20 protein-coding genes, 2 pseudogenes and 1 riboswitch are annotated in these 25,258 nt (G+C 51.5%); of the genes and pseudogenes, 9 read left to right on the forward strand and 13 right to left on the reverse strand.

Annotated features, from left to right (window positions below; genetic code table 11):
• Positions 1–294: 294 nt before the first annotated feature.
• The 3 genes from KNP78_RS01645 to KNP78_RS01655 are packed head-to-tail and all read left to right on the forward strand — an operon-like array spanning position 295 to position 4,095.
• Positions 295–2,562, forward strand: coding sequence for a ribonucleoside-diphosphate reductase subunit alpha (locus KNP78_RS01645; protein ID WP_034778347.1), 2,268 nt, complete (start codon positions 295–297; stop codon positions 2,560–2,562).
• Positions 2,563–2,591: 29 nt separating this feature from the next.
• On the forward strand, positions 2,592–3,098 hold the full coding sequence (locus tag KNP78_RS01650) for a flavodoxin domain-containing protein (RefSeq protein ID WP_034778349.1): 507 nt from the start codon (positions 2,592–2,594) through the stop codon (positions 3,096–3,098).
• A complete protein-coding gene (locus KNP78_RS01655) occupies positions 3,055–4,095 on the forward strand; it encodes a ribonucleotide-diphosphate reductase subunit beta (protein WP_034778351.1) in 1,041 nt (346 codons plus the stop codon). The genes KNP78_RS01650 and KNP78_RS01655 overlap by 44 nt, the downstream gene beginning before the upstream one ends.
• Before the next feature lie 52 nt (positions 4,096–4,147).
• Here KNP78_RS01655 and KNP78_RS01660 read toward each other — a convergent pair whose 3' ends face one another.
• Positions 4,148–6,289: an N-acetylmuramoyl-L-alanine amidase gene (locus tag KNP78_RS01660; protein ID WP_214823176.1), complete on the reverse strand. Its 2,142-nt coding sequence runs from the start codon at positions 6,287–6,289 to the stop codon at positions 4,148–4,150.
• 127 nt (positions 6,290–6,416) lie between these two features.
• Positions 6,417–7,205, reverse strand: a complete 789-nt coding sequence (locus KNP78_RS01665; RefSeq protein WP_214793380.1) for a MazG nucleotide pyrophosphohydrolase domain-containing protein — start codon at positions 7,203–7,205, stop codon at positions 6,417–6,419.
• 85 nt (positions 7,206–7,290) lie between these two features.
• Here KNP78_RS01665 and ytvI point away from each other — a divergent pair, with 85 nt between their 5' ends.
• Complete coding sequence (ytvI, locus tag KNP78_RS01670) at positions 7,291–8,418, forward strand: sporulation integral membrane protein YtvI (RefSeq protein ID WP_034778354.1); 1,128 nt, start codon at positions 7,291–7,293, stop codon at positions 8,416–8,418.
• 4 nt (positions 8,419–8,422) lie between these two features.
• Here the strand turns inward: ytvI and KNP78_RS01675 are convergent, their stop codons facing one another.
• The 3 genes from KNP78_RS01675 to KNP78_RS01685 are packed head-to-tail and all read right to left on the reverse strand — an operon-like array spanning position 8,423 to position 10,660.
• Complete coding sequence (locus tag KNP78_RS01675; protein ID WP_214711847.1) at positions 8,423–9,082, reverse strand: DUF429 domain-containing protein; 660 nt, start codon at positions 9,080–9,082, stop codon at positions 8,423–8,425.
• Entirely contained in the window at positions 9,063–9,221 is a 159-nt protein-coding gene (locus KNP78_RS01680) for a hypothetical protein (protein WP_161787546.1), read from the reverse strand. Before KNP78_RS01680 ends, KNP78_RS01675 begins: the two co-directional genes overlap by 20 nt.
• A complete protein-coding gene (locus KNP78_RS01685; protein ID WP_214797317.1) occupies positions 9,218–10,660 on the reverse strand; it encodes a leucyl aminopeptidase in 1,443 nt (480 codons plus the stop codon). The genes KNP78_RS01680 and KNP78_RS01685 overlap by 4 nt, the downstream gene beginning before the upstream one ends.
• A gap of 329 nt (positions 10,661–10,989) precedes the next feature.
• On the opposite strand from KNP78_RS01685, the gene ptsP reads away from it, so the two are divergent.
• A complete protein-coding gene (gene ptsP / locus KNP78_RS01690) occupies positions 10,990–12,708 on the forward strand; it encodes a phosphoenolpyruvate--protein phosphotransferase (RefSeq protein ID WP_214797318.1) in 1,719 nt (572 codons plus the stop codon).
• Between the two features lie 135 nt (positions 12,709–12,843).
• Here ptsP and ptsG (KNP78_RS01695) read toward each other — a convergent pair.
• The 5 genes and pseudogenes from ptsG (KNP78_RS01695) to KNP78_RS01715 all read right to left on the reverse strand — a co-directional run.
• Positions 12,844–14,781, reverse strand: a pseudogene (gene ptsG / locus KNP78_RS01695) (glucose-specific PTS transporter subunit IIBC); the annotation flags it as partial.
• A 140-nt stretch (positions 14,782–14,921) separates the two neighbouring features.
• Positions 14,922–16,421: pseudogene (ptsG, locus tag KNP78_RS01700) on the reverse strand (glucose-specific PTS transporter subunit IIBC); the annotation flags it as partial.
• A gap of 217 nt (positions 16,422–16,638) precedes the next feature.
• Positions 16,639–17,484, reverse strand: a complete 846-nt coding sequence (gene glcT, locus KNP78_RS01705) for a glucose PTS transporter transcription antiterminator GlcT (RefSeq protein ID WP_214751818.1) — start codon at positions 17,482–17,484, stop codon at positions 16,639–16,641.
• Between the two features lie 105 nt (positions 17,485–17,589).
• Positions 17,590–17,907, reverse strand: coding sequence for a YuiB family protein (locus KNP78_RS01710; protein ID WP_021065526.1), 318 nt, complete (start codon positions 17,905–17,907; stop codon positions 17,590–17,592).
• Positions 17,908–18,031: 124 nt separating this feature from the next.
• Positions 18,032–19,243 carry an NAD(P)/FAD-dependent oxidoreductase gene (locus KNP78_RS01715; protein ID WP_214706576.1) on the reverse strand — a complete coding sequence of 404 codons (1,212 nt, stop codon included), beginning with the start codon at positions 19,241–19,243 and terminating at the stop codon, positions 18,032–18,034.
• A gap of 266 nt (positions 19,244–19,509) precedes the next feature.
• Between KNP78_RS01715 and KNP78_RS01720 the strand changes: the two genes are divergently transcribed.
• Positions 19,510–20,487, forward strand: coding sequence for an NAD(P)/FAD-dependent oxidoreductase (locus KNP78_RS01720; RefSeq protein WP_034778371.1), 978 nt, complete (start codon positions 19,510–19,512; stop codon positions 20,485–20,487).
• 36 nt (positions 20,488–20,523) lie between these two features.
• Here KNP78_RS01720 and KNP78_RS01725 read toward each other — a convergent pair whose 3' ends face one another.
• Positions 20,524–21,378 (reverse strand): NAD-dependent epimerase/dehydratase family protein, encoded by an 855-nt coding sequence (locus tag KNP78_RS01725; protein ID WP_034778376.1) that lies wholly within the window; start codon positions 21,376–21,378, stop codon positions 20,524–20,526.
• Positions 21,379–21,505: 127 nt separating this feature from the next.
• Here KNP78_RS01725 and KNP78_RS01730 point away from each other — a divergent pair, with 127 nt between their 5' ends.
• Positions 21,506–21,748, forward strand: coding sequence for a hypothetical protein (locus tag KNP78_RS01730; protein ID WP_029595120.1), 243 nt, complete (start codon positions 21,506–21,508; stop codon positions 21,746–21,748).
• A 41-nt stretch (positions 21,749–21,789) separates the two neighbouring features.
• On the opposite strand, the gene KNP78_RS01735 is transcribed toward KNP78_RS01730, so the two are convergent.
• Complete coding sequence (locus KNP78_RS01735; RefSeq protein WP_029595119.1) at positions 21,790–22,146, reverse strand: HesB/IscA family protein; 357 nt, start codon at positions 22,144–22,146, stop codon at positions 21,790–21,792.
• Between the two features lie 97 nt (positions 22,147–22,243).
• Positions 22,244–22,385: riboswitch (FMN riboswitch) on the forward strand.
• A gap of 159 nt (positions 22,386–22,544) precedes the next feature.
• Here KNP78_RS01735 and KNP78_RS01740 point away from each other — a divergent pair.
• The gene (locus KNP78_RS01740; protein WP_031199812.1) at positions 22,545–23,132 is read left to right on the forward strand and encodes an ECF transporter S component; all 588 of its coding nucleotides are present in this window, start codon (positions 22,545–22,547) and stop codon (positions 23,130–23,132) included.
• 129 nt (positions 23,133–23,261) lie between these two features.
• Positions 23,262–23,786: a nucleotidyltransferase family protein gene (locus tag KNP78_RS01745; RefSeq protein WP_214823229.1), complete on the forward strand. Its 525-nt coding sequence runs from the start codon at positions 23,262–23,264 to the stop codon at positions 23,784–23,786.
• Between the two features lie 113 nt (positions 23,787–23,899).
• Here the strand turns inward: KNP78_RS01745 and KNP78_RS01750 are convergent, their stop codons facing one another.
• Positions 23,900–25,111: a NupC/NupG family nucleoside CNT transporter gene (locus KNP78_RS01750; RefSeq protein ID WP_029595115.1), complete on the reverse strand. Its 1,212-nt coding sequence runs from the start codon at positions 25,109–25,111 to the stop codon at positions 23,900–23,902.
• Positions 25,112–25,258: the final 147 nt, after the last annotated feature.

Consider the following 25,258-nt stretch of genomic DNA (forward strand, 5'->3'; position numbering starts at 1 on the left):
CTTACATAAAATTGCACGCGTTCTCACGCAAACGTCAATTTAATTTTTTTCTATCTCATATCTCATCTCAAATCGGATGATAGCGCCGTTTTTGAGTAAAAGTAATCTAGGCGTCGACAGTTTGCCGAATGTCAAGATTGCAAAACTAAATATAGGTGATTTATGATTAAAAAGACAAGAAAACGTCAATATATAGTTAACGGATATTTATCACGTTCATCCATCATTGACGTCGAATCGGACAAGTTCCGCTATACCTTTATAATATCTACATCCGAAGAAGGAGTGATCGTTTTGACATCCCCTATCCATCACGAGACGATGTTGGCTGCTGCGCCAACACTTACTGACGTCTCGACATTGATCCAATCATTAAAACAACGCTACCCACAGCTTAGTGTCGAACGATACGAAGAACGAGCCGTCCGGGCGCTCGAAGGAAAGACACTGACACAAGATGTAGTATATGAACTCTTGACGATGCACGCCCTCGATATGTTGAAGGCTGAAGAGCCGGACTGGACGTTCGTCGCCACAGAAATGTACTTAAACCGCCTCTATTTAGAAGCGGCCCGTAACCGCGGCTATGACGCCTCGATGCGTTACGGCGCTCTCTATCCAATGATTGAGACGCTCACGACAAAAGGCATCTTCACCTCGGCACTACTCGATACGTACTCGAAAGAAGACATCGCCTACTTGGAGACGTTGATTGACCCGTCACGTGACCGCATGTTCACATACATCGGTCTCCGGACGTTAGCAGACCGTTACCTCGGCCGCGACCACGTCAAAAACTTGTACGAGTTGCCGCAAGAGCGGTTCATGGTCATCGCCATGACGCTCATGCAAAAAGAGAACGCTGACCAACGTGTGAAACTCGTCGAAGAAGCGTATTGGGCACTATCGAACCTCTATATGACGGTTGCTACACCGACGCTTTCGAACGCCGGGAAATCGTACGGGCAGCTCAGCTCATGTTTCATCGACACGGTCGACGACTCGCTCCGCGGCATCTACGACTCGAACACAGATGTGGCCACGCTCTCGAAAGGCGGCGGCGGAATCGGCGTCTATCTCGGCAAGATCCGCTCACGCGGCAGCGACATCAAAGGCTTCAAAGGCGTCTCGAGCGGCGCGCTCCCTTGGATGAAGCAACTGAACAACACGGCCGTCTCGGTCGACCAGCTCGGCATGCGCCAAGGCTCGATCGCCGTCTACCTCGACATTTGGCATAAGGACATCTTTGAGTTCCTCGATGCGAAATTGAACAACGGGGACGAGCGCCTTCGGACTCATGACTTGTTCACAGGCGTCTGCTTGCCCGACTTGTTCATGCGTACGGTCGAAGCACGTGGCGACTGGCACTTGTTCGACCCGCACGAGATTCGTACGGTCATGGGCTTCAGCCTTGAAGACTTCTACGATGAGACGGAAAATGGTGGTTCGTTCACTGAGAAATACATGGCGTGTGTCAATACGCCGGAGCTCTCGCGCGTAACGGTACCGGCCATCGACCTCGTCAAACGCTACATGCGTTCACAGCTCGAGACAGGAACCCCATACATGTTCTTCCGTGACGCCGTGAACCGCGCTAACCCGAACAAACACGCCGGCATGATCTACAGCTCGAACCTCTGTTCAGAGATCGCGCAAAACATGTCACCGACGACGATCGACGAAGAGTACACAGCGGACGGAAAAATCGTCATCACGAAAACACCTGGTGACTTCGTCGTCTGTAACTTGAGCTCGATCGCCCTCGCCCGGGCCGTGAAGTCAGATGTGCTCGAACGACTGATCCCGATTCAAATGCGGATGCTCGACAACGTCATCGACTTGAATACGATCGAAGTACCGCAAGCGATGATCACAAACCAAAAATACCGCGCCGTCGGACTCGGAACGTTCGGTTGGCATCACCTGCTCGCCCTCGAAGGCATCCGTTGGGAATCGGTCGACGCCGTCCAGTACGCGGAAAAGCTATATGAGAAGATTGCTTACCTCACGATTCAAGCGTCAATGGAATTAGCTAAAGAAAAAGGCGCATTCGGTGTCTTCGAAGGATCGGAGTGGCATACGGGTGAGTACTTCAAACGCCGTAACTACCGCTCACACGATGAACTCGATTGGGACGGCCTCGCGGAAGCGGTTCATCAAAACGGTGTCCGCAACGCCTACATGATGGCGGTCGCACCGAACTCGTCGACGGCCATTATCGCCGGCAGCACCGCCTCGATTGATCCAATCTATAAGAAGGTCTACTCGGAAGAGAAGAAAAACTATAAGATCCCGGTGACGGTCCCTGACCTCAACCCGGAGACGAACTGGTTCTATAAATCAGCGTTCGAAGTCGACCAGCTCTGGAGCATCCGTCAAAACGCGGCCCGTCAGCGTCACATCGACCAAGCGATCAGCTTCAACCTATACGTCAAAAACGACGTGAAGGCGACCGAAATGTTGGCGATGCACCTTGAGGCGTGGTCACTCGGAATGAAATCAATTTACTACACGCGTTCGACGACCGTTGAAGTCGACGAATGTGAATCGTGTGCTTCGTAACGTCACGTAACAGAAAGGTGGGACCAACCATGAACGTCGCAATCGTCTATAGTTCGATGAGCGGGAATACAGAAGAGGTCGCCGAACTGATTCAGGCGACCCACGTCCACCGGGGCGACCACGTCGGCCTGTATGAAGCGGACCGCATCGGCCATCGTGAAGCCCAATCACTCGCCACGTACGACCTCGTTTACTTCGGGTCGTATACGTGGGCGGACGGCGTCTTGCCGGACGAGATGAAAGACACGTTCCGTCTCGTCTTGAAAGAACTTAATGTGCCGCTCCGCCAAGCCGCCGTGTTTGGGACAGGTGACAAGATGTTCGTCCACTTCTGTCGGGCGGTCGACGAGATGGCCTACCACCTTTCGAAATATGGAATTCCCCTCGCCGGTGAGACATTGAAAATCGAGCAGTCACCGCGCAATCAACCGTACAACGTCCGTCATTGGGCCGAACGGTTGGCTAGAAACACCGAAGAAGGAGTATATGTCCATGACCATTCAAAAGATCAAACTACTGTCGCCCAAACATCCTAACCGGGCGACTGCCATTATCGGGGGCGAGACGAGTTCCATCGTCAATTGGAACGACATCGCCTACCCGCAGTTTTACACCATCTATAAACAATTGCTCTCAAACTTTTGGATCCCGGATGAGATCTCGATGTCGAAAGACATGCAGCAATGGCCGCAGTTGAGCGAGCGTGAACAAGACGCCTTCAAACGCATCATCGGGTTGTTGTCGATTCTCGACTCGGTACAGACACGCTATATCCTCGAGTCATCGATGTTCTCATCAGACTCGTCGGTGCACGCCGTGCTCGCCGTCATCGCCCAACAAGAAGTCGTCCATAACCAATCATATAGTTACGTCCTCTCGAGCCTCGTCCCGCTCAGCGAACAAAATCGAATCTTCGATATCGCCAAGGACGACGAGATGGTCATGAAACGGAATCAGTTCATCTTGGACTTATACGAGGACTTCCGGGCCGACCAGACGGCCGAGACGTTCGCCAAGTCGCTCGTCGCCTCAATCATTCTCGAAGGCATCAACTTCTATTCCGGTTTCGCCTACTTCTACAACTTGGCCCGTCACCAGAAGATGGTCGGCACGTCGACGATGATCAGCTACATCCAGCGTGACGAGATGCAACACTCGTATTTCGTCAGCCAGTTACTCCGGGCCGTCTTGACGGAAAACCCGGAGATCGACGCCGACGGCAGCTTCAGCCAGTTCGTCTATGACACGATGGCGGAAGCCGTTGACCTCGAGGTCGAATGGTGCGAATACGTCCTTCGCGACCTCGACGGGCTCGACGTCAGCGAGATGCGCGATTACGTCAAGTACCTCGCCAACAAGCGCCTCCGCGTCATCGGCCTGAACGATCTGTATGAAGGGTTCAACGAGGACGTCATGCCGTGGATTCGTGCGTACTCAGACGATTCATTGAATGCCACGAAATCCGACTTCTTCGAACAGAAGTCACGCTCGTACGCAAAAGTCACCGACGCCAACGGCTTCGACGACCTATAAGCACAAAACGCCCCGACTCACGATGAGTCAGGGCGTTTTTAATGGATGAAATTTAATGATAAGCGCGTACGTACTGAGCGATTCCTTCAGCGACACCTTCCGCCATCCGTTGGCGTGAGGTGTTGCTCCGTAAGTGGGTGACGTCTTGCGGCGAAGAGATGAATCCGAGTTCGACGAGGGCCGATGGCATCGTATTATAACGAATCACATAATAGTTCGCCGTCTTCACACCGCGGTTCGTCATCCCGGACATCTTGCCCATCAAATTGGATTGAATGTTCGTCGCGAGCACACGGCTCTTCGAACTGTGGGCTGAATAAGACGAATAGAACGTCTCGACACCTTTAGCATACTGAGTCGTCGCAGCATTCGTGTGCAAGCTGACGAACAAGTTACCGCGAAGCGTTTTTGCCGTCTGAACGCGTTGGTCGAGCGTCAAGTAGACATCTGTCGAGCGCGTCAACCGGACTTGGTAGTCATACTTCGAACGAAGATACGCCTCGACTCGTTTCGTCACATCGAGAACGATCGTCTTCTCATAGAGTGATCCATTCACCGCTCCCGGGTCACCGCCTCCATGGCCAGCATCGAGGACGATGACGGCATTGCTCGTCGCGCTCGGTTTGAGCGTCATCGCGTAAGCCGTCGAGATGTAGCCGTCGCGACCATTGTACTTGATTTTATAAAAGCCGTTCGTCGAGCCGTAATGGTCGACTTGAGTGCCATGGGCGAGTCGGCCGAGAATCGTCGAGCTCGCCGAGGCGCTCGCCCGGACGTTCAAGACGTCCCCTGGTGTGTTCGTGTACACTTTCCCTTTAGGCGTCGCCGCAGGGGCGGCCGGGGCCTTCCCGGCCGACAACCAAGCTGTCGGGGTATAGAACGTGTCCGACCCGATATAGACGACCGACCAGCTCGAGTTATGTTTGCTGTACGTCACCGGCGTATACTTCGGCAACACACGAGCGACCGGTGATGATTGAAGCGTCTTCTTGAACAGGTTGGCATTTCGGTTCGCATATCCTGTTACTTTTTGAATGACAGGCGGTTTCGTCGTCGGCGGTTTCGTTACCGGCGGCGCTCCTGGTGTGATCCATGCCGTCGGCGTGTAATACGTTTTGCTGCCGATGTAGACGATCGACCAACTCGAGTTATATTTGCTCGAGACGACCGCCGACTTGGCCGGCAACACTTTCAACACCGTCGAACGTTGGTTGCGCGCGCCGAACAGTTTCAACTCGCGGTTGGCATGACCATCGACTTTTACGACTGGCGGTTTCGTCGTCGGCGGAGGCATCGTCGGTGCCCCAGGCGTAATCCATGCCGTCGGTGCATAATACGTTTCGCTTCCGACATAGACGACCGACCAGCTCGAGTTATATTTGCTCGAGACGATTTCCGTCGTGACCGGCAATACTTTCAACACTTTCGAACGCTGATTGCGCTCGCCAAACAACTTCAACTCACGGTTGGCATGACCGTTTACTTTTGCCGCGCTCGGTTTCAAAGTTCCCGGCGTGATCCATGCCGTCGGCGTATAATATGTGCTACTGCCAACGTAGACAACCGACCAGCTCGAGTTATATTTGCTCGAGACGACCGCTGACTTAGCCGGCAACACCTTCAACACCGCCGAACGCTGATTCCGTTCGCCGAACAATTTCAAATCACGGTTCGTATAGCCTGTTTCACGGGCTGGTGTCGATGCGACGGCTTTCGGGGCGATATATGCCTTGGCCGCATAATACGTCTTCCCGTTCAAGTACACTTTCGCCCAAGACGAGTTATGCACGGCATATTGAACGGTCGTGCCTTTTTTAAGCGTCCGGTACACGGTCGCCTTGCTATGGGCCGACACACGGATGTTCAAGTTGACGGTCGTCACACCCGTCGAAGTGGCAGCTTGCTTCGTGACCGTCGTGGATTGGGACGAGATCCGCTTGATGTACTGGGCGGAAGCATAGTACGTTCGATTGTTTAAATATATCTTAATCCACGATTTGTTATAAATTACATATTTTACTTTTGTTCCCTTTTTTAGCGTTTTTATCAATTTTCCGCTCGTGCTTGGTGCAGAGCGAACGTTCAAGTTGACTGTCGTCTCTCCGTCCAAAGTAGCGGCTTCCACCGCGGGTATTTGGATTGAAAACAAGACAATGGTCATGATGAGGGCAAGTTTAAAAAGCTTCATATTCATCCAAAATATTCCTTTCTTCATACGCACATCGCGACTGACAACACCTTCATAGTAGCACATTGCTTTTATTAAAAAAGTAAATATTTGAAAAAATGATGAATACTTTTTACAAAAAAGGTGAATGTTTTTACCCTTGTTTTCGCACAATCCAAAACGTATCAGTGCCATGTCGCTCGATCTCGACGGCGAAAGGGGCCGCTAGTTGCAAATCAGTCTCGATGGAGCGATCGATTTGGAAAGACGGCTCAGGTTGTCGAATGACAAACCCATCGAGTCCCTCGACTTCGGCGATCTTTAAAAACCGCGCCAAATGCCCTTCCCGCTCTCTATATCGGCTCACTTCTTCGAAAGGTTTAGCCTTCACCCCGCCCCAGTATCGGCCTTCCACATAAGAACGATACGTGCGGACCGAATCTTCCGTAATCGGGTCGGGGGTATGGTCGAAGCGTCCGAAGTCTCGGGACGACTTGTCTTCGATCAACGAGGCGATCTCCGCGAATAGGTCAAATCCATTCATGTCGGCAAGTTCCATGACCGCCTGTTGAACGGCCTCGATGTGTCGTTGCAACGATCCCGGCGTCGCGGACGCCTTCAATTTTTTATCGCCTTCGTAGGCATTTAATATGCGGCCAACTTCCCCCGCCTCGCGCACGAGGCGGTAGTAGCTACGTTCTTCTTTCGTCTCGTCACGGTCTGTCGTTTGATTCGTGAGGGTGATGGCATATTGATTCGCCAGACACGTCGAAATAACGAAGACGTCCATCAGCTCTTCTCGCAGGGCGACTCGGTCGTCGGCATAGAGCGCGCCACCAACTTCGCCCACTTCTTCTAACAGCCGGGCCAACCCCGACAGCGGCCGCCAGTAGCCGCCTAAATGAATAATCATCCGATCGATCCGTCGTTGTAATTCCTTCATGTTTAATCACCTATCCATCCTCTATATTTACCGGTTGCGTGGTATACTATGCTCAATCCAATCGTTAGGAAAGGGGCCATGTGTCGTGTCGCCAGCCAGGCTTTGGCAGTTACTTCGTTTCCTGCTCGTCATTATCGGGCTCGTCTTCGTCATCTGGGGACTGAGCGTCCTCTTTACGTACACGTATCCTTTCGTGTTCGCCTTCTTGTTATCCTTGTTGACCGTCCCGCTCGTCAATTGGTTCGAGCGCGAGACCAAATTGCCCCGGGCTCTTGGGACGCTCGCTTCCTTGTTGATCGTCATGAGTGTCGTCAGCGGTGTGATTGCCATCGTGGTGACTCAACTCATCCGTTACTTGACGATCGCCGCCGAGAAACTTCCCGACCAGATTGAAACGTTCACCGAATACATACAACGCATGTTCAACGAAAAGATTGCCCCGTTCGTCAATGATGCGTATGACAGCGTCCAGCGGCTCAATCCGGGACAGACGAACTCGCTCGAAGGCGGGATCACCGAGATCGGGGTCCAGCTCGGAGCCGCGATCGGCGTCTTGTCACGAGGGGTCGCCGGTTTGTTGCAAGATATCCTCAGCGCCTTACCGCTTGTCTTGCTCTTGTTCATCGTCATCGTGCTCGCCTGGTTCTTCATCACGAAAGACTGGAACGTCTACATGCGGTCCATCGCGCGCTTGAATGAGCGAAAAGGCTTCAAGGAATTTGAACTGGTCATGACCAATTTGCGCTCGGCCCTGTTCGGTTACGTCCGGGCCCAATTGACGCTTATCTCCATTACGTTCGGGATCGTCCTTGTCGGCATGTTCATCCTGCGGGTCGACAATCCATTCTCTTTCGCACTTTTAGCGGCCATCTTCGACTTGTTGCCGTACCTCGGCGTCGGGACGCTGTTATTGCCATGGGCCGCCTATGCCGCCGTGAGCGGCGACTGGTTCCTCGCCATCGGCCTCGTCATCTTGTATATCGTCGTCATCGTCCAACGTAACTTGGCTGAACCGAAAATCGTTGGTTCTCACATTGGACTTGACCCGCTCGCCGCCCTCATCTCGATTTTTGTCGGTTTGCAACTGTTCGGGGTGCTCGGCTTCATTTTAGGACCGGTCTTGGCCGTTCTGCTCAAGGCGCTCTATAACGCCCAAGTGTTTCACTATATGTGGAGATTCGTCCTCGGGCCGACGACACCAAAAGAGCGATGACGCGTCATCGCTCTTTTGTCTTCGGTACCGCCACGAACGGCGCTCCTTCAGTTTGGTCAGGATGCGTCACCATCCCAGTCGTTCCCGCCTCATAGGCGGCCACGGCCAAAATACAGGCGTCGATAATATCATCGACTTGTACGTTCGACATCTTCCACTTCCAGGGCGAGCTTTTTGAATAGCGGCGCAACAACTCGATCCGTTCGAGCTCTCCCGCCTCGGTCTTCTTGCTGAAACGCGCCTCGTTCCCGGTCATGACGGCGAAGCACACTTCCGGATGTGACTCATAGACGTCCGTTTCAGCGATCGTTTGAAACTCTCGAATCCGCGGCACAAGGTTCCACGCTTGTTTGCTGATTCCTTTTCCGACTAGTTCGCGACTTCTCGCGTTGGCCGTCTCATACGATGCTTCTGTTACCACTTCTTGAATCGGTGGTGTGAAGATCGATGACTTCCGCTCTTTTAGTTGTGACCGCATCCACGCGTCACACGTTCGGTCCGGCTTGTCGATCGACCCTAAGTCTTTCGGCATATCGACAAAATGCACGGCCCCTTCGATCAATAAATCTTCCAACTTCTCTGAGATGGTCAAACAGAGCGAGATGCTGTCGTACGTGATTCGTACCCAGCCCCCGCGCGCGCCATCAATTCCTACTCCGACCACGGCGTCCCTCCTGCATCAAAAACAACACTCCGAGCACCGCGCAAAAGACGGTCACTCCTAACAACCAACGGCTTGGCCAAGCCGTGTATCCGAAACCGGAGACGACGGCCAAACCGATCAATACAAATCCAATTTTCAACGTTTCCATCCTTCGAGCATCGTCGCGAGTGTGCGCACCATGACGCCAGTCGGTCCTTTTGGTCCGAGATCGCTCGCCGACGAACGTTCGCTCGTCCCGGCGATGTCGAGATGGAGCCAAGGCGTGTCCCCGACGAACTCACCGACGAAAGCGCCGCCGAAAATCATATGACCGTAACGGCCCGGTGAGTTGTTCAAGTCGGCGACTTCCGACTTACGCACTTGGTTGATGAAGACATCGAAGTATGGCATCTGCCAGACGAGTTCGTTCGTGTCACGACTCGCGGCTTCTAAGGCGCCGTAGAGCGACGCATCGTTCGTCAGGCAACCAGTCACTTCCGTACCGAGCGCGACGAGCACACCGCCCGTGAGCGTGGCCACATCGATGATGGCTTGCGGTTCATACGTCTTGGCAAAAGTGACGGCGTCGGCGAGGACGAGACGACCTTCTGCATCCGTGTTGAGCACTTCAATCGTCTTCCCGTTCATCGCCGTGATGACATCGTCCGGCTTGAATGCGTCCCCTGAGATCATGTTGTCCGTCGATGGGATGACACCGATGACGTTCACGTTCGGTTTCGTCGTCGCGAGCGTCTCGAATAAACCGAGTACCGTCGCGGCGCCGCCCATATCCCCTTTCATACCGACGATGCCGTCTTTCGGCTTGATCGAGTAACCGCCCGTATCAAACGTGATGCCTTTTCCGACGACAGCGACAGGCGTCTCGTCTCCAGCTCCGCGATATTCGAGCACGATCAACTTCGGCGGGATCGTCGACCCTTGGTTGACGGCGAGAAGCGCGCCCATTCCGAGCCCTTCCATCTCTTCTTTCTCAATGATGCGATGTTCAAAGCCGTGACGTTCGGCCAACTCGACCGCATAGTCCGCGAGCGTTTCCGACGTCAAAATATTGGCTGGCATCATCGTGAGCGACCGCGCCACATTCACACCACGTCCGTAAGCTGCACCTGCTAGCGCCTCTTCCTCTTCATCAGCTCCGAGCAACGTGATCGTTACGTCCGGTTTCGCCGGTTTCGGCTCTGATTTGTATGTAGGATGCTCATACGTCGCCATCTCATACGCTTCAGCAAACAGTTTCGCCGTATTCGGTCCGAACGTGTCGAGGGCGACCGCGACGTCCGTGAAGGCACGGGCTTTGATGTGTTTGGCGACTTTCCCGAACCAATTGCGCACATTTTCAACCGTATTTTCGTTCCGTTGTCCGAGACCGACGAATAGGATCCGTTTAACCGTTCCCTCAAACGTCGGGACGATGGAGACTTCACCTGTTTTCGTTGAAATATCCGCTGATTGAATCAATGCTTTGACGCGTCCATTAAACAATGAATCGAGTCCTTCCTCAATCGTGTCGGCAGCGCCGATCCCCACGACGATTGTGTCATATGAGCCGTTCCAATCTAAGTCTTTCACTTGATACATGTTTGCCACTTCCCTTCTTTATATATGGTTAGCATAACGAACTTCTGCCAAATAATGAAACAGTATGCGCAAGAGTCAATAAATCTTCGAATTCAGGCGTTAACTCCTCGTTGTGACGATGATTTATTTTATGATAGGATAAGAAAGTACGCAATCAGGCATCCCTCCCTGTTGAGGCGAGGCCATTTTGTTCGGTCGAGGCTTCCCCTAGTAGTAGACCGTTGCTACTTTAATCTTCCAGGTTTTCGTTAGTTCCTTTTTCATTTCGGGTAAGAACTAACGAGATAACGTTGGAAACCACTATTTCTTTGAAGAGAGGGACTACGCTTATGTCACACATTAAAGGTATTGGCGCATCTGCAGGAATCGCAGTTGCGAAAGCATTCGTCATGGAGACACCTTCATTTGACATCCCGACAAACAAAATCGAGGACGTAGCAGCTGAGAAAGCCCGTTTCCAAGCGGCGATCGCTCAGTCAAAGACAGAACTCGAAGAAATTCGCGAGATCACACTTCGTGAACTCGGCGAAGACAAGGCAGAGATTTTCTCGGCACACTTGCTCATCGTCGAAGATCCAGAGATCGTCTCACAAGTGAACGACAAAATTGAAAGCGAACACATGAACGCTGCGAAAGCGCTCGATGAAGTCGCTCAAATGATGGTCATGATCTTTGAATCGATGGATAACGAGTACATGCGTGAACGCGCTGCCGACGTTCGTGACGTCACAAAACGCGTCATGGCGCATATCCTCGGTGTCACATTCATGACGCCTGCGTCGATTTCTGAAGAAGTCATCATCATCGCTGAAGATTTGACACCGTCTGACACGGCACAACTCAACCGTAAATACGTCAAAGGTTTCGCGACAAACATTGGTGGACGTACGTCTCACTCAGCGATCATGTCTCGCTCACTCGAGATTCCTGCTGTCGTCGGAACAAAAGTAGCGCTCGAAGAAATCAAGAACGGCGACCTCGTCGTCATCGACGGGACAGAAGGCGACGTCTTCGTCAACCCGTCTGAAGAACTCGTCAATGAATACGTTGAAAAACGTGCTTCATTCGAAGCTTACAAAGAAGAGTTGAAACAACTCGTCAACGAAGAGTCAGTCACAGCCGACGGCCATAAAGTCAAACTTGCGGCAAACATCGGTACACCGAACGACCTCGAAGGCGTGTTGAAAAACGGCGCTGACGCCATCGGCCTTTACCGGACCGAGTTCCTCTACATGGACTCAGAAACGTTCCCGACGGAAGAAGAGCAATATGCAGCCTATAAAGCAGTACTCGAAGGTATGGACGGCAAACAAGTCGTCATCCGTACGCTCGATATCGGTGGAGATAAAGAATTGTCTTACCTCGACCTTCCAAAAGAAATGAACCCGTTCCTCGGCTATCGCGCGATTCGCCTTTGCCTCGAAGAGACGGACTTGTTCCGCACACAACTTCGCGCCCTTCTCCGTGCCTCAGCGCACGGTGACCTCGCCATCATGTTCCCAATGATTGCGACACTTGAAGAGTTCCGCGCGGCGAAAGCGCTCCTTCTCGAAGAAGAAGCGAAGTTGAAAGCAGAAGGCATCGCTGTCGGTAACTACGAGACAGGGATGATGGTCGAGATTCCATCGACTGCCGTCATGGCGAAGCAATTCGCGAAAGAAGTCGACTTCTTCTCAGTCGGCACGAACGACTTGATTCAATACACGATGGCAGCGGACCGCATGAACGAGAAAGTCTCGTACTTGTACCAACCGTTCAACCCGGCCATCTTGAACCTTCTCCACAACGTCATCACAGAAGCACATAAAGCTGGCAAATGGGTCGGCATGTGTGGCGAGATGGCTGGAGAAGAGCTCGCGATTCCAATCCTTCTCGGACTTGGCCTTGACGAGTTCTCGATGTCAGCTTCAAGCGTCCTTCGCGCACGTAGCCTCGTGAAGCGTTTGACGAAGTCAGAAACAGAAGCGATCGTCAACGATGTCCTCAACATGGATACAGCTGAAGAAGTCGTGAACTTCCTCAGTGAAAAATTCGATATTAAGAAGTAACAAAAAAAGAAGTTCTCGCAGTTGCGAGAGCTTCTTTTTTGTTTACTCGGCGCCTTTATCATCCGTTCTGAAGTCGAGCGCTTCACCGGCGACGACCGTCTCTCCGAATGGGACGACGACGATTTTGCCGTCTCCGTTCGTCCAAATAATCGGCGTGATGAGCGATGGAACTTTGTCGCGAATCAAATTGAGGTCAACGTCGAGCAAGACATCCCCCGCTTCGACGCGGTCGCCTTCTTTCACTTTGGCGACGAATCCTTCGCCTTTCAGATTGACCGTATCGAGTCCGACATGGATAAGAATCTCGCGTCCATCGTCCGCAAGTAGACCAATCGCATGTTTCGTCGGGAAGAACGTCGTGATTTGTCCCGTGACCGGTGCAACGACTTGTCCCGAACTCGGTTCGATGGCAAATCCTTCGCCCATCATGCGGCCCGAGAAGACTTGGTCCGGAACGTCATCGAGTGACAAGATGACACCCGACATCGGGGCGAGGAAGCGATGATCGGCATGTTCGGCCGCTTCCGGTGTGATGACGGCTTTTTCTTTCGGCTTGTATTCGCCACCCTCGATGATGGCCGCGATTTGCGATTTGAGCGTATCTGATTTCGGTCCGAAGATGGCTTGAATGTTATCTCCGACTTCGAGTACTCCGGCCGCTCCCAAATCTTTCAGCAAGTCTTTATCGACTTGTTTCACATCGTTCACTGTGACGCGGAGACGCGTGATACAGGCGTCGAGATGTTTGATGTTCTCCGGTCCACCGAGACCGACGAGCACTTCGTACGGTAAATCGTCTCCGACGACGGCGCGGGCGCCTTTGCCTTCGGCGGCGGTTTCACGTCCCGGCACTTTCAAATCGAACTTCGTGATGGCGAAGCGGAACCCGAAGTAATAAATGACCGCGAAGACGAGGCCGACTGGAATGACGAGCCACCAGGCTGTCCGGTTCGGCAATACCCCGAACAACAGATAGTCGATGAGTCCGCCTGAGAACGTCATCCCGATCTTAACGTTGAGCAAGTGCATGGTCATAAAGGATAGTCCCGCAAAGACGGCATGAATACCAAAGAGTAGAGGTGCAACGAAGACGAACGAGAATTCGACCGGCTCGGTGATTCCCGTTAAGAATGAGGTGAGGGCTGCTGAGAAGTAAAGTCCTTCGACGTCTTTGCGACGTTCTTTCGGGACCGTGTGGAACATGGCGAGACAAGCGGCAGGCAATCCGAACATCATGAACGGGAACTTCCCGGTCATATACGTACCGGCCGTAAACTCGACCCCATCACGAAGCTGGGCGAAGAAGATCCGTTGGTCCCCTTGGACGAGATCCCCCGCCTGGTTCGTATATTCCCCGAACTGGAACCAAAACGGAGAGTACCAGATGTGATGCAGACCGAACGGGATCAAAGAACGTTCGACCAAACCGAAGACGAAGGCGGAGACGGCGACGTTCGCTTCAATGATCGTGCTCGAGAACGTGTTGATCGCTGAACCGATTGGCGGCCAAATATAGGCGAGCGCAATCCCAATCACCAAGCTGAACGCGGCGGTCGCGATTGGCACGAACCGTTTCCCTGCAAAGAACCCTAAGAAATCCGGCAACTTGATGTTGAAGTACTTGTTGTACGCGAATGCGGCAATGAGACCTGCGATAATACCTCCGAATACCCCCATTTGGAGCGTCGGAATCCCGAGTACCGTGGCATAGGCCGGGTCTCCCTGGGCAATTTCCGCGGTAATACCGTTCCACGTGCTGATAACCTTGTTCATAATCAAATAACCAACGATAGCTGCTAACCCGGCAACACCGTCCCCGTTGGCTAGCCCGATGGCGACACCGACGGCGAACAGAAGACCTAGATTGGCAAACACGATATCCCCGGCATCTGTCATAACTTGCCAGACGAGGACGAGTGAATCGTTTGCCAAGAAAGGTAAGAGCGAAACGAGATCAGGGTTTTGGAACGCGGTACCAAATGCGAGTAATAGACCGGCTGCCGGTAGAATCGCAACCGGAAGCATGAGTGCCTTCCCGATTCGCTGCAAAACACCAAACACTTTCTTCCACATCATGGTTCCCTCCTTTTGTCAGAATACTTACTTTTCCCCATCTGCCAGTAGGCTGAAACCGTTTCACCCATACAAAAAAAGCCAACCCATAATGGATTGGCTTATAGCTTCAATTAGTTAGCTTTCTTTTCGTTACCTGAAGCGATGACCGCTTGCATTTCTGATTTCAACGCATCCGAACGTGGTCCGAAGATGGCTTGAATGTTGTTACCGACTTCAAGGACACCAGCTGCCCCAAGGCGTTTCAACTCTTCTTTGTTGACTTGGCTCTTATCTTTTACTTCGACGCGGAGACGTGTGATACATGCGTCAAGGTGTTTGATGTTTTGTGAACCACCGAAACCAACGAGGATATCTTGTGCAAGTTCCGAACCTGTAGCAGTTGATTGCTCAACGACTTCATCTTCACGGCCCGGTGTTTTAAGGTTGAACTTACGGATAACGAAGCGGAATCCGAAGTAGTAAACGACTGCGAACACGAGACCGACTGGAATGACGAGCCACCAGTCTGTACGGTTAGGAAGTACACCGAAGAGAAGGTAGTCGATCAAACCGCCCGAGAACGTCATCCCGATTTTGACGTTCAAGATGTGCATGACCATGAATGAAAGGCCAGCGAAGACTGCGTGTACTGCGAACAAGAGTGGAGCAACGAACAAGAATGAGAACTCGATCGGCTCAGTGATACCAGTCAAGAACGATGTAAGTGCTGCCGAAGCCAAGAGACCACCGACGACTGCTTTACGTTCAGGACGTGCTTCGTGGTACATTGCGAGTGCTGCTGCTGGAAGACCGAACATCATGAACGGGTACTTACCAGTCATGAACGTACCGGCTGTGAGCTCAGCGCCATCACGAATTTGTGCGAAGAAGATAGCTTGGTCACCACGAACGATGTTACCCGCTGCATCCGTGTACGAGCCGAACTCGAACCAGAATGGTGAGTAGAAGATGTGGTGAAGACCGAATGGAATCAATGAACGTTCAATCAAACCGAAGATGAATGCCGCGAACGTGCGGTTTTCAGTCAACATGAAGTTTGAGAACGTGTTCAAGCCGTGCTGAACTGGTGGCCAGATGAGAAGCATGACGAAACCAGCGACAACTGCCAATACCGCAGTAACGATTGGGACGAAACGCTTACCAGCGAAGAAGCCAAGGAATTGCGGCAACTCGATGTTGAAGTACTTATTATATGCCCAGGCGGCGATCAGACCGACGATGATCCCTCCGAATACCCCAGTTTGGAGCGTTGGAATCCCGAGTACTGATGCGTAAGCCGGATCACCTTGTGCGATGATTTCAGGTGTGAGTTCGAGCCAAACACCCATAACTTTGTTCATGATGAGGAATCCGACGATAGCTGCGAGTCCGGCAACGCCGTCCCCTGCTAAACCGATCGCGACACCGACTGCGAATAAGAGTGCTAAGTTCGAGAAGATAATGCCACCCGCTTGCTCCATGAGCTGAGCGAATTTCACAACGCCTTCGTTCGTTAACCAACCAGCGCGTGATGTAAGGGCCGGGTTTTGCATCGCGTTACCGAATGCAAGAAGAAGACCGGCTGCCGGCAAAATCGCAACAGGAAGCATAAGTGCTTTACCGACTTTTTGAAGAACACCAAAGATCTGCTTAAACATGATAAATCCTCCTTTTTGTGATTGTTTCGTGCGGAAAGACGACTGTAGATGTCAGACAACCGACGTATCTAAACGTTTTCATAATAAACGTTTATAAAAACAGAAACAGGCATGAATAAGGTATAGAACGTAGACCTCTCCTAATAGAGAAATCGTTGCGTTCCACTCCTTACTCATGCCTGATCGAATCAGTAACACGTAAGATACGTGGTATCAGTTATCTACTTGTTAGGCGCTGGAGATGCATCGTCAAATATGTCGCTTCACCTCGCGGGACCGGACGCTTTAATTCGCGTTCCATGATGCCCATCAGCTCCCAAGCAGTACTATAGCATAGCGGATATTCTTCGCGCAATACCTTTTCAATTTTTTGTGGGGCCTCCACCATCTCACCCGTCGCAACCCGCTCAACGGCGTACCTTAAGTGCCGAAGTAAGCGCTTATAATCGAGTGAAGTCCGGTCCATTTTGACGTTCAAACGACTCTCAATCGTCTGAACGATTTGCCCGATGATTTGGTTGTGCCGGTTGACCTCGAGGACGTTTTTAAACGTCGTCGCCGAATGGATATGGAGCGCGATAAATCCGATCTCCGCATCGGGCAACAGCACGTCGAGCCGCTCGTGAATCATATCGACGATTCGTTCAGCCAAGGCGTACTCATTCGGATAGAGCGATTCGGTCTCAAGCAAGAACGGATTTGTCACTTCCATCCCTTGTTCGATCCGCTTCATCGTGAAGAACAAGTGGTCGGTCAAACCGATATGGATATGTTGATCGACTTTTTTACCTGTGTTGTTCTCGATAAAGCCGACGATTTCTTGCATGAAGGCAATAAAGTCTTCATCGACGTGTTTGACGAGCTCACGGTATTGAGATTGTTCTTCTTTATCTGTCAGTTGATACACTTTCTCCGGGACACTGGCCGGGTCGACGAGATCGCCCGCTTTCTTGCCGAAGCCAATCCCTTTCCCGAGTAGAATGACTTCCGGTTCCGGATCATGTTGGCAAATGACAACGCTATTATTCAACACTTTCTTGATCGTATACATCGGTAATGTCATTCTCATCGCATCCCTTACTAATTAAATCGTTATCTTATCTAGTATATCGGTTCGCCTTCTAAAAAAGTAGGCAGAAAACAAAAAAGACGAACATTTCTGCCGTCTTTAAAACATTGAGTAACCACTCTTACGCAAGTAGCGGATCGTGACGCCGGCCAAAATCGCACCGAGCAGTCCGAAACCAAGCATGAACACATCCAAAAACTGAAGTCCGAGCACCCGTTCGTAAACGTTGGCGAGCGCGGTCGATGTCTCCGTGATGTAACTCGAGAGCTTGACGTTATCAATCATCATAATGACGAAAATCGGATAGATGAACACGAGCGTCCATGTTTTTTTAAGTAGCATGTTCAAAATGAAGCCGATGCTGAAGAAGATGACCAAATAAAGAATCGCCCCAATGACAGCCTGGATGATATGCATGCGATTGCCCCCTTTTCCCGTTGTCTATTATACCGAATCGCCCTCTCTTAGGTCAAAGGTGAACCATGAGGCGTCATCAAAAAAAGTAGCCCGTTCGGATGAGCGGGCTACTTGGTCATATTGCTTAGAATTTACCTTTTTTGAGGACGAGACCGTACTTCTTCAATTCGATGAAGTGTTTGTTGTCGATCACTTTCTTCATGAATGAAGCGTTGCGACCGAAGATCTTTTTGCCCATGACGATGCCGATGCCGTCGTTATGGCCAAGTGAAGCGACTGTCCCTTTGCTCTCATACGTGAATTTCGAAGTCGATTTTCCGTTGATGAGCGCCGCGATGTTTTTCGCTACGTTGTGCGCTTGTTGCGTCGCGATTTGAGCAGTCGGCGGGTATGGACGGTTTGAGACCGGATCCATGACAGCCGAGCAGTCACCGATGATGAAGACGTTGTCGTGACCAGGGGCACGGTTGTCCGCCTCGACCATGACACGGTTGCGGACCGCTTCAAAACCAGATTTCTCGATAATCGGGCTACCGCTCACGCCACCTGTCCAAAGGATCGTGTTCGCTGCGATCGTCTCCGTCGTGTCGCCTTGAAGCGGACCGAACGTGACGACGCCAGGCTCAACGCCTTTGATGCCGTTGCCGAGTTTCATCTCGACACCGTTACGCTCGAGCCATTTCTGTGCATACGTCGTAAGTTCTGGGTCGAAACCAGGAAGGACGGTCGGAGCCGCCTCGATGTTCACGATGCGAACCGCTTCACGTGGCACGTCATACTGTTTGCAAAGCTCAGGGACACGGTTGACGAGCTCACCGAGGAACTCGATGCCTGTGAAACCTGCGCCGCCGACGACGATTGTCACGTACGAGCGGTCAGCCGACCCGTTCGTCTTGTATTGTGCGAATGAGTATTCGATATGTTCTTTGATTTTACGGACGCTGTTCAATGAACTGATTGTCATCGCGTTCTCTTTGAGGCCTGGGATTCCGAATGTTTCTGGAATGCCGCCGAGTGCGAACACGACATAATCATATTCAACAGTCGAGCCGTCTGCGAGGAGTACTTGTTTAGCCGTAGTATCGACGCGATCGACGATCCCTTTGACAAATTTCACGCGTGACGGGTTCACAACGTCGTTGATGTAGATACGAGCTTGCTCCGGTTTCATCGTTCCGGCCGCTGGTTCATGGAGCCACGTCGTCTGGTAATGGTAATCATGCTTGTTGATGAGCGTGATGTTCGCGTCGCCAGCTGAGAGCGTCTTCTGGAGGTTCACCGCTGTGATGAGTCCACCGAAACCTGCGCCAAGAATAACAATGTTAGGTCGTTTCATGTTCATTTCCACCTTGTTTTGATAGTTTTGTTTTCTTGAACAATCATGTTGTGTGTTTTTTCACATGAATGTTCACAATAAAGCCTAAACCTTGTTCAACCAATGTTCACAATTGCTTCTCGTTCATTGTACGCTGTTTATTTCGTTTTCTCAATGGAAAAGCTTATCTTCTTGAATTTTTTTTGAATGTATAGGATGTTTGTACAGAATGGATTTAATTCACGATTGTCACTATAATGGATGTATACGTTTTGAGGAGGAATTCGATGAAATCGACGAAAGATGTGATCATCATCGGTGGCGGCCCGGTCGGACTGTTCACCGCATTTTATGCAGGTATGCGCCAACTCGATACGGCGTTGATTGAAAGTTTGCCGCAGCTCGGCGGACAATTATCGACACTGTATCCAGAAAAATATATTTACGACATCGCCGGCTTCCCGAAAGTGAAAGCCCAAGATTTGATTGACCAATTAAAAGCCCAAGCCGATCAGTTCGAGCAGGACTATCGCCTCGGGGAGACGGTCGAGACGGTCGAACGTCTTGAAGACGGCACGTTCCAGATTACGACGAACAAGGATGAGTACCATACGAAAGCCATCATCATCACGGCCGGGAACGGGGCATTCGCCGCACGACCACTCGGTCTCGATGGTTGTGAAGACTATGCCAACCTTCATTACTTCGTCGACAACATGGAGAAATTCCGCGACCGCCGCGTCATGATCGCCGGCGGCGGTGACTCGGCTGTCGACTGGGCGCTCATGCTCGAAGGAATTGCGAAGGAAGTCCATATCGTTCACCGCCGTGACCGCTTCCGTGCCCACGAGCATACGGTCGAGCAAATGAAGGCCTCAACGATCAACGTCTGGACACCATATAACATTGAGTCACTTTCAGGTGAGACACACATCGAGTCGGTCGAATTGACGGACAAAGACGGCGAATCGAAATTCGTCGAAATCGACGACCTCATCTGTAACTACGGTTTCGTCTCATCGCTCGGCCCAATCAAAAACTGGGGCATGGAGTTCGAGAAGAACACAATCCGCGTCGACTCACGCATGGAGACGACGGTCGCCGGCATCTTCGCCTGTGGTGACATCGCGACTTATGAAGGAAAAGTGAAATTGATTGCGACAGGCTTCGGTGAAGCCCCAATCGCCATCAACCAAGTGAAGCAGCTCGTCGACCCGACAGCGCGTCACCCGCAACATTCGACTTCGGTATTTGCCGGGAAATAATGATGTGGCCCCCATCTTCACGATGAGGGCCATTTTTCATTTGCGGATTGTTTGCACAATGACCCGGTCGAGCCAGTCGTCGAGTTGAGTGAAGACGAAACCGGCCTTTTTCGCCTCGGCGATCGACATATAATAGTCGACGTCCGTATCGTACGGCGATGACTCGCCATCTTTGATGATCTGGACCGGTTTATTTAAGTGATGGCCGATCCGTTCCATGAGTGCCCCGAGCGAGATGACTCCTTCACTCGCCGCGTTGAACGGCCCGGTCACGTTCGCCCGACCGACCCATTCTAGAAAGGCGGCCGCCTCAAAACTTGAGATGAACCCCATCTTCGCTTCCGGGTGATGCAGCACGATCGGCTCTTCCCGTCGGACGGCGTCGATATAAAACTTGAGACGGTCTGTATAGTCGTCGGGTCCGAGCACGATCGGCAAGCGGACCGTCGCGACCGGGAACGAGGCGCGATGGAAGAAATAAGATTCAGCCTCTCGCTTCCCTTGCCCGTAATCATGTTCGGATTCGAGATGATAGTCATGATGGAGCGGATTGAAATCACTTTCTTTCAACTCGGCGCCTGGCGCATAAACCGACATCGTCGACGTGAGCACATATTTACCGACTTGGTCCATGAAAGCGTCCGAGGCGATCTTTGCCTGGTACGGGTTAAAGCAAATATTGTCATAGACGAGGTCGTAATGGTCGCGTGACAAATCTTTCATCGTCGCCACCGACTGCCGGTCCCCTTTGATCGACCGGATGCCCTCCGCCTCGGGTACTTGCAGTTGTCCACGCGTCACAATCGTCACATCGTCACCGGCTTCCGCCAACCGAAGTGCCAACCGCTTTCCAAAATAGCGTGAGCCACCGAAAATCAATACTTTTCTCATCGTCCCTGCCCCTCCTACATGAAATGACATCTCTTTTCATTTTCCCTTGCATCCTCTCGACTAATCTTCCACATCCTTGAATATTTTTGTTATTCTTATATATATAGAGAAGAAAGAGGCGAGACGCATGCATCAAATCACATTAGAAAAAGGATGGTCGTGTGAATTACCGACACAATATGCCATTTACCAAAGCTTATCGGATTTCAGTCGTTACTCGGTCCTTGACCAAGAGGAAGAGAGCGTCTGTTCGTTCCGCATCACGAACGACACGTGTAAAATCACAGCGTTTCGTCCTTGGCAACATCAAATCGAGTTAGACGCGGCTTCGAAACTCATTCGATTAATTCTGATTGAAGAGACAGACTGAATACAAAAAAGGCCAATCATGAGACATGATTGGCCTTTCGTTTAGCAATCCCCAGGTGTCCCGGCGTTCGATGCCGTCCGGAAACTCGAGCCGCAACCGCACGTGGCGATGGCGTTCGGATTTTTAATCGTGAAGCCGCCTCCGAGCATCGACTGCTTATAGTCAATCTCGAGACCGTCGACGACCCCGTGATCGGCTTCCGCGACGATGACACGGACACCATAGTGGTCAAACTGAACGTCCTTGTCTGTCTTATCCTCATCAAACCCCATCCCGTAAGACAGGCCGGTACACCCGCCCCCTTGCACTTTGATCCGCAAGTATTGGTCGTCGGGGCGTTCGGTCTGTTTCATCATATCGATGACTTGTAATGCGGCTGATTCTGTCAAATGAATCATCTGAACTCCTCCTTCGTTATCTTAACTTCAAGTCAACTGACTTGAGATTTTGTGAAATATCTTGTATAACTAAACTGTAACAAAAAAAATTAAATCGTTCCATCTTCGGGGCAGGGTGAAATTCCCGACCGGCGGTATTGAAGACTAGTTCTTCTCAGCCCGTGAGCGAGCAAGGCGTTGCTTGCTGATTTCGTGAGATTCGAAAGCCGACAGTAAAGTCTGGATGGGAGAAGATGGCGGCATCCGACCGATATCCGGATGTTTTCTTCGGCGTGGTCTAAACACCGATGAGAACATCTATTTCGTATGCGCGTAAACTCTCCCGATTGTTTGATACAATCGGGTTTTTCTATGCGACGGGTGCCATTCATCAAGGAGCGACAAAAGGAGAGATTTTGATGAAAACAACGCGCAACAAACGATTGACAACACTGGTGACGCTATCGATGCTCGGGGCCATTTCTTTTGTCCTCATGCTCTTTAACTTCCCGCTGCCTTTCCTACCACCGTTCCTAAAAGTGGATTTCAGTGACATTCCCGCGCTCGTCGCCGGGATCGTGTTCTCCCCACTCGCAGGCGTCGTGGTCGTCGCTCTAAAAAATGTCCTCTACTATGTCTTCAACGGTGGCGGCGTTCCGGTCGGCGAAGTCGCGAACTTCTTTGCAGGTGTCGCCTTCATGTATCCGGTCGCATGGTTCTACCATAAACGTAAAACGAATAAAGCGCTCGCTTCAGGCCTCGTGGCCGGTACGATCACGATGGCACTCAGCTTGGCGATCTTGAACTATTTGCTCATCTTACCAGCCTACGCGTTCTTCTTCGGCATGACCGAGATGGCACAACCGGCTGTCAAAACGGACCTCGTCCTATACGGTATCTTGCCGTTCAACCTCATTAAAGCGTTGTTGATCAGCGCCTTGTTCGTCCCACTCTTCCTCAAATTGAAGCCGTGGATCGAACGCCAGCGCATGCAACTTCAAGCTTAAACGTAAAGCACCTGGACATCAGTCTAGGTGCTTTTTGTATAGGTACGCTATGCTAATGAGAGAATAGGAGGAGATGGATTGAACACGACTGAAGATGTGACCCATTTTTTAGAGACTGATGTGGAACTGATGCATCTGTTGACAATCGTCGCTTCGCTCGGTTTACCCGATTGGTGGATTTGTGCCGGATACGTGCGGGCAAAAATATGGGATGACGCGCACGGCTACGAAGTACCGACGCCGACCGAGGACGTCGATGTCATCTACTTTGACCGATCTCACATCGACGAGGCGATTGAAAAACAGTATGAGGCACAACTGCACGACCTGTTACCGAACGTCCCTTGGTCGGTCAAAAACCAGGCCCGCATGCATCTGGTCAATCAATTGCCACCGTATCAATCTGCGGTCGACGCCTTGGCCCATTTCCCTGAGACGGTCACGGCCATCGGTGTCAGTCTTGATGCGGGCGGACGCTTGAAGCTGGCCGCCCCTTACGGTATTGACGACATAGTCAAACTACAGTTACGACCGACCCCGGCCTTTGCGAACGACTCTTCACACCATCATATTTATCGAGCCCGGATCAGTAAGAAGAATTGGCAAGCCACTTGGCCGAGACTCCAAGAAGTGGATATACCTCGTCAGGGATGATAAACACTAGTGAAACCGACCGCCTTACGGTCGGTTTTTTGCTGTTCATTCATAAACGTCGCAACGAAAAAGAGTGACCACCGAAGTGATCACTCTGAGTATACCGTGTTTGATTAGAGAAGAAGACCAGCGAGTGTCGCTGACATCAAGTTGGCAAGCGTACCTGCGAGAATCGCGAGGACACCCATGCGCGCGATGTCGTTCCGACGGTTCGGCGCCATTCCACCAAGACCACCGAGAAGGATGGCGAGTGATGAGATGTTGGCGAATCCACAGAGTGCGAACGCGATCATAGCTTCCGTACGTGCCGAGAGGTCACCAGAACCGATGATTGGTGCGAATTCAGAGAAAGCGACGAATTCGTTCAACACGAGTTTTTGTCCGAGGAAGCTACCGAATTGAACAGCATCTGCCCATGGCACACCGATCACGAATGCGAGCGGTGCGAACACATAACCAAGAATCAATTGAAGCGTGAGACCGTCGAAACCGAACAAGCCACCGATTCCACCGAGAATCAAGTTAACGAGCGCGATCAATGAAACGAAGGCGAGAAGCATCGCACCGACGTTCAATGCAAGGAAGAGACCGTCAGAGGCACCGCGAGCGGCTGCATCGACGAAGTTCGCTGCCTTGTTCTCTTCATCTTCAGCGATTTCGATATCATCATCCGGTACGTCTGTTTCCGGGACGATGATTTTCGCGAACATGAGACCAGCAGGAGCAGCCATGAAGCTCGCTGCGAGCAAGTACTCGAGCGGTACACCAAGAGCAGCGTATCCAGCAAGAACTGAACCGGCAACCGAGGCGAGACCACCGACCATGACAGCGAAGAGTTCCGATTGCGTCATCGTTGGAAGGTAAGGTTTGATGACGAGCGGTGCTTCCGTCTGACCGACGAAGATGTTCGCTGTCGCTGAGAGCGACTCTTTACGTGACGTGCCAAGTGCTTTGGCGAGAGCCGTACCGAGGATACGGATCACCCACTGCATGACACCTACATAGTAGAGAAGTGCGATGAGTGACGACATGAAGACGATAATCGTCAACACTTGGAACGCGAAGACGAAGTTGTCTCCGCCGACAGCTGTACCGAAGACGAAACTAATCCCGGCGTTCGCCGTGTTCAAGACGTTCTGGACGCCTCCTGAGATCCATTCTAACGCGTTACGTCCTACTGTAGTGAAGAGGACGAGGAAGGCGAACGTAAACTGTACCGCGAAAGCGGCAAGTACGGTGCGCCATTTGATGGCTTTACGGTTGGTCGAGAAGATGTAAGCGATTCCAATTAGTGCCAAAATACCAACCACGCTCATGATATTCATTGGTGTTGTGCTCCTTTCATATTGGGGAAACCTGATAATGTGATATACCCGAATCGAGATGTGTCCTACCGTTTGAAACGCTTTCTTTTTCTGTTGTTAAACGTCAGACAACCTACATTCGAACCTCTTTGAATATAACAGACCCTT

The sequence above is a fragment of the Exiguobacterium sp. s28 genome (assembly GCF_018618135.1).
In the GTDB taxonomy this organism is placed as follows: domain Bacteria; phylum Bacillota; class Bacilli; order Exiguobacteriales; family Exiguobacteriaceae; genus Exiguobacterium; species Exiguobacterium mexicanum_A.

What these genes read in the sequence shown, in the direction of transcription:
- KNP78_RS01650 (WP_034778349.1), top strand. Translation starts at nt 2,592, where the DNA reads ATGAACGTCGCAATCGTCTATAGTTCGATGAGCGGGAATACAGAAGAG.
- KNP78_RS01655 (WP_034778351.1), top strand. Translation starts at nt 3,055, where the DNA reads ATGACCATTCAAAAGATCAAACTACTGTCGCCCAAACATCCTAACCGG.
- KNP78_RS01660 (WP_214823176.1), bottom strand. Translation starts at nt 6,289, where the DNA reads ATGAATATGAAGCTTTTTAAACTTGCCCTCATCATGACCATTGTCTTG.
- KNP78_RS01665 (WP_214793380.1), bottom strand. Translation starts at nt 7,205, where the DNA reads ATGAAGGAATTACAACGACGGATCGATCGGATGATTATTCATTTAGGC.
- KNP78_RS01685 (WP_214797317.1), bottom strand. Translation starts at nt 10,660, where the DNA reads ATGTATCAAGTGAAAGACTTAGATTGGAACGGCTCATATGACACAATC.
- ptsP (WP_214797318.1), top strand. Translation starts at nt 10,990, where the DNA reads ATGTCACACATTAAAGGTATTGGCGCATCTGCAGGAATCGCAGTTGCG.
- glcT (WP_214751818.1), bottom strand. Translation starts at nt 17,484, where the DNA reads ATGACATTACCGATGTATACGATCAAGAAAGTGTTGAATAATAGCGTT.
- KNP78_RS01710 (WP_021065526.1), bottom strand. Translation starts at nt 17,907, where the DNA reads ATGCATATCATCCAGGCTGTCATTGGGGCGATTCTTTATTTGGTCATC.
- KNP78_RS01715 (WP_214706576.1), bottom strand. Translation starts at nt 19,243, where the DNA reads ATGAAACGACCTAACATTGTTATTCTTGGCGCAGGTTTCGGTGGACTC.
- KNP78_RS01720 (WP_034778371.1), top strand. Translation starts at nt 19,510, where the DNA reads ATGAAATCGACGAAAGATGTGATCATCATCGGTGGCGGCCCGGTCGGA.
- KNP78_RS01725 (WP_034778376.1), bottom strand. Translation starts at nt 21,378, where the DNA reads ATGAGAAAAGTATTGATTTTCGGTGGCTCACGCTATTTTGGAAAGCGG.
- KNP78_RS01730 (WP_029595120.1), top strand. Translation starts at nt 21,506, where the DNA reads ATGCATCAAATCACATTAGAAAAAGGATGGTCGTGTGAATTACCGACA.
- KNP78_RS01735 (WP_029595119.1), bottom strand. Translation starts at nt 22,146, where the DNA reads ATGATTCATTTGACAGAATCAGCCGCATTACAAGTCATCGATATGATG.
- KNP78_RS01740 (WP_031199812.1), top strand. Translation starts at nt 22,545, where the DNA reads ATGAAAACAACGCGCAACAAACGATTGACAACACTGGTGACGCTATCG.
- KNP78_RS01745 (WP_214823229.1), top strand. Translation starts at nt 23,262, where the DNA reads ATGCATCTGTTGACAATCGTCGCTTCGCTCGGTTTACCCGATTGGTGG.
- KNP78_RS01750 (WP_029595115.1), bottom strand. Translation starts at nt 25,111, where the DNA reads ATGAATATCATGAGCGTGGTTGGTATTTTGGCACTAATTGGAATCGCT.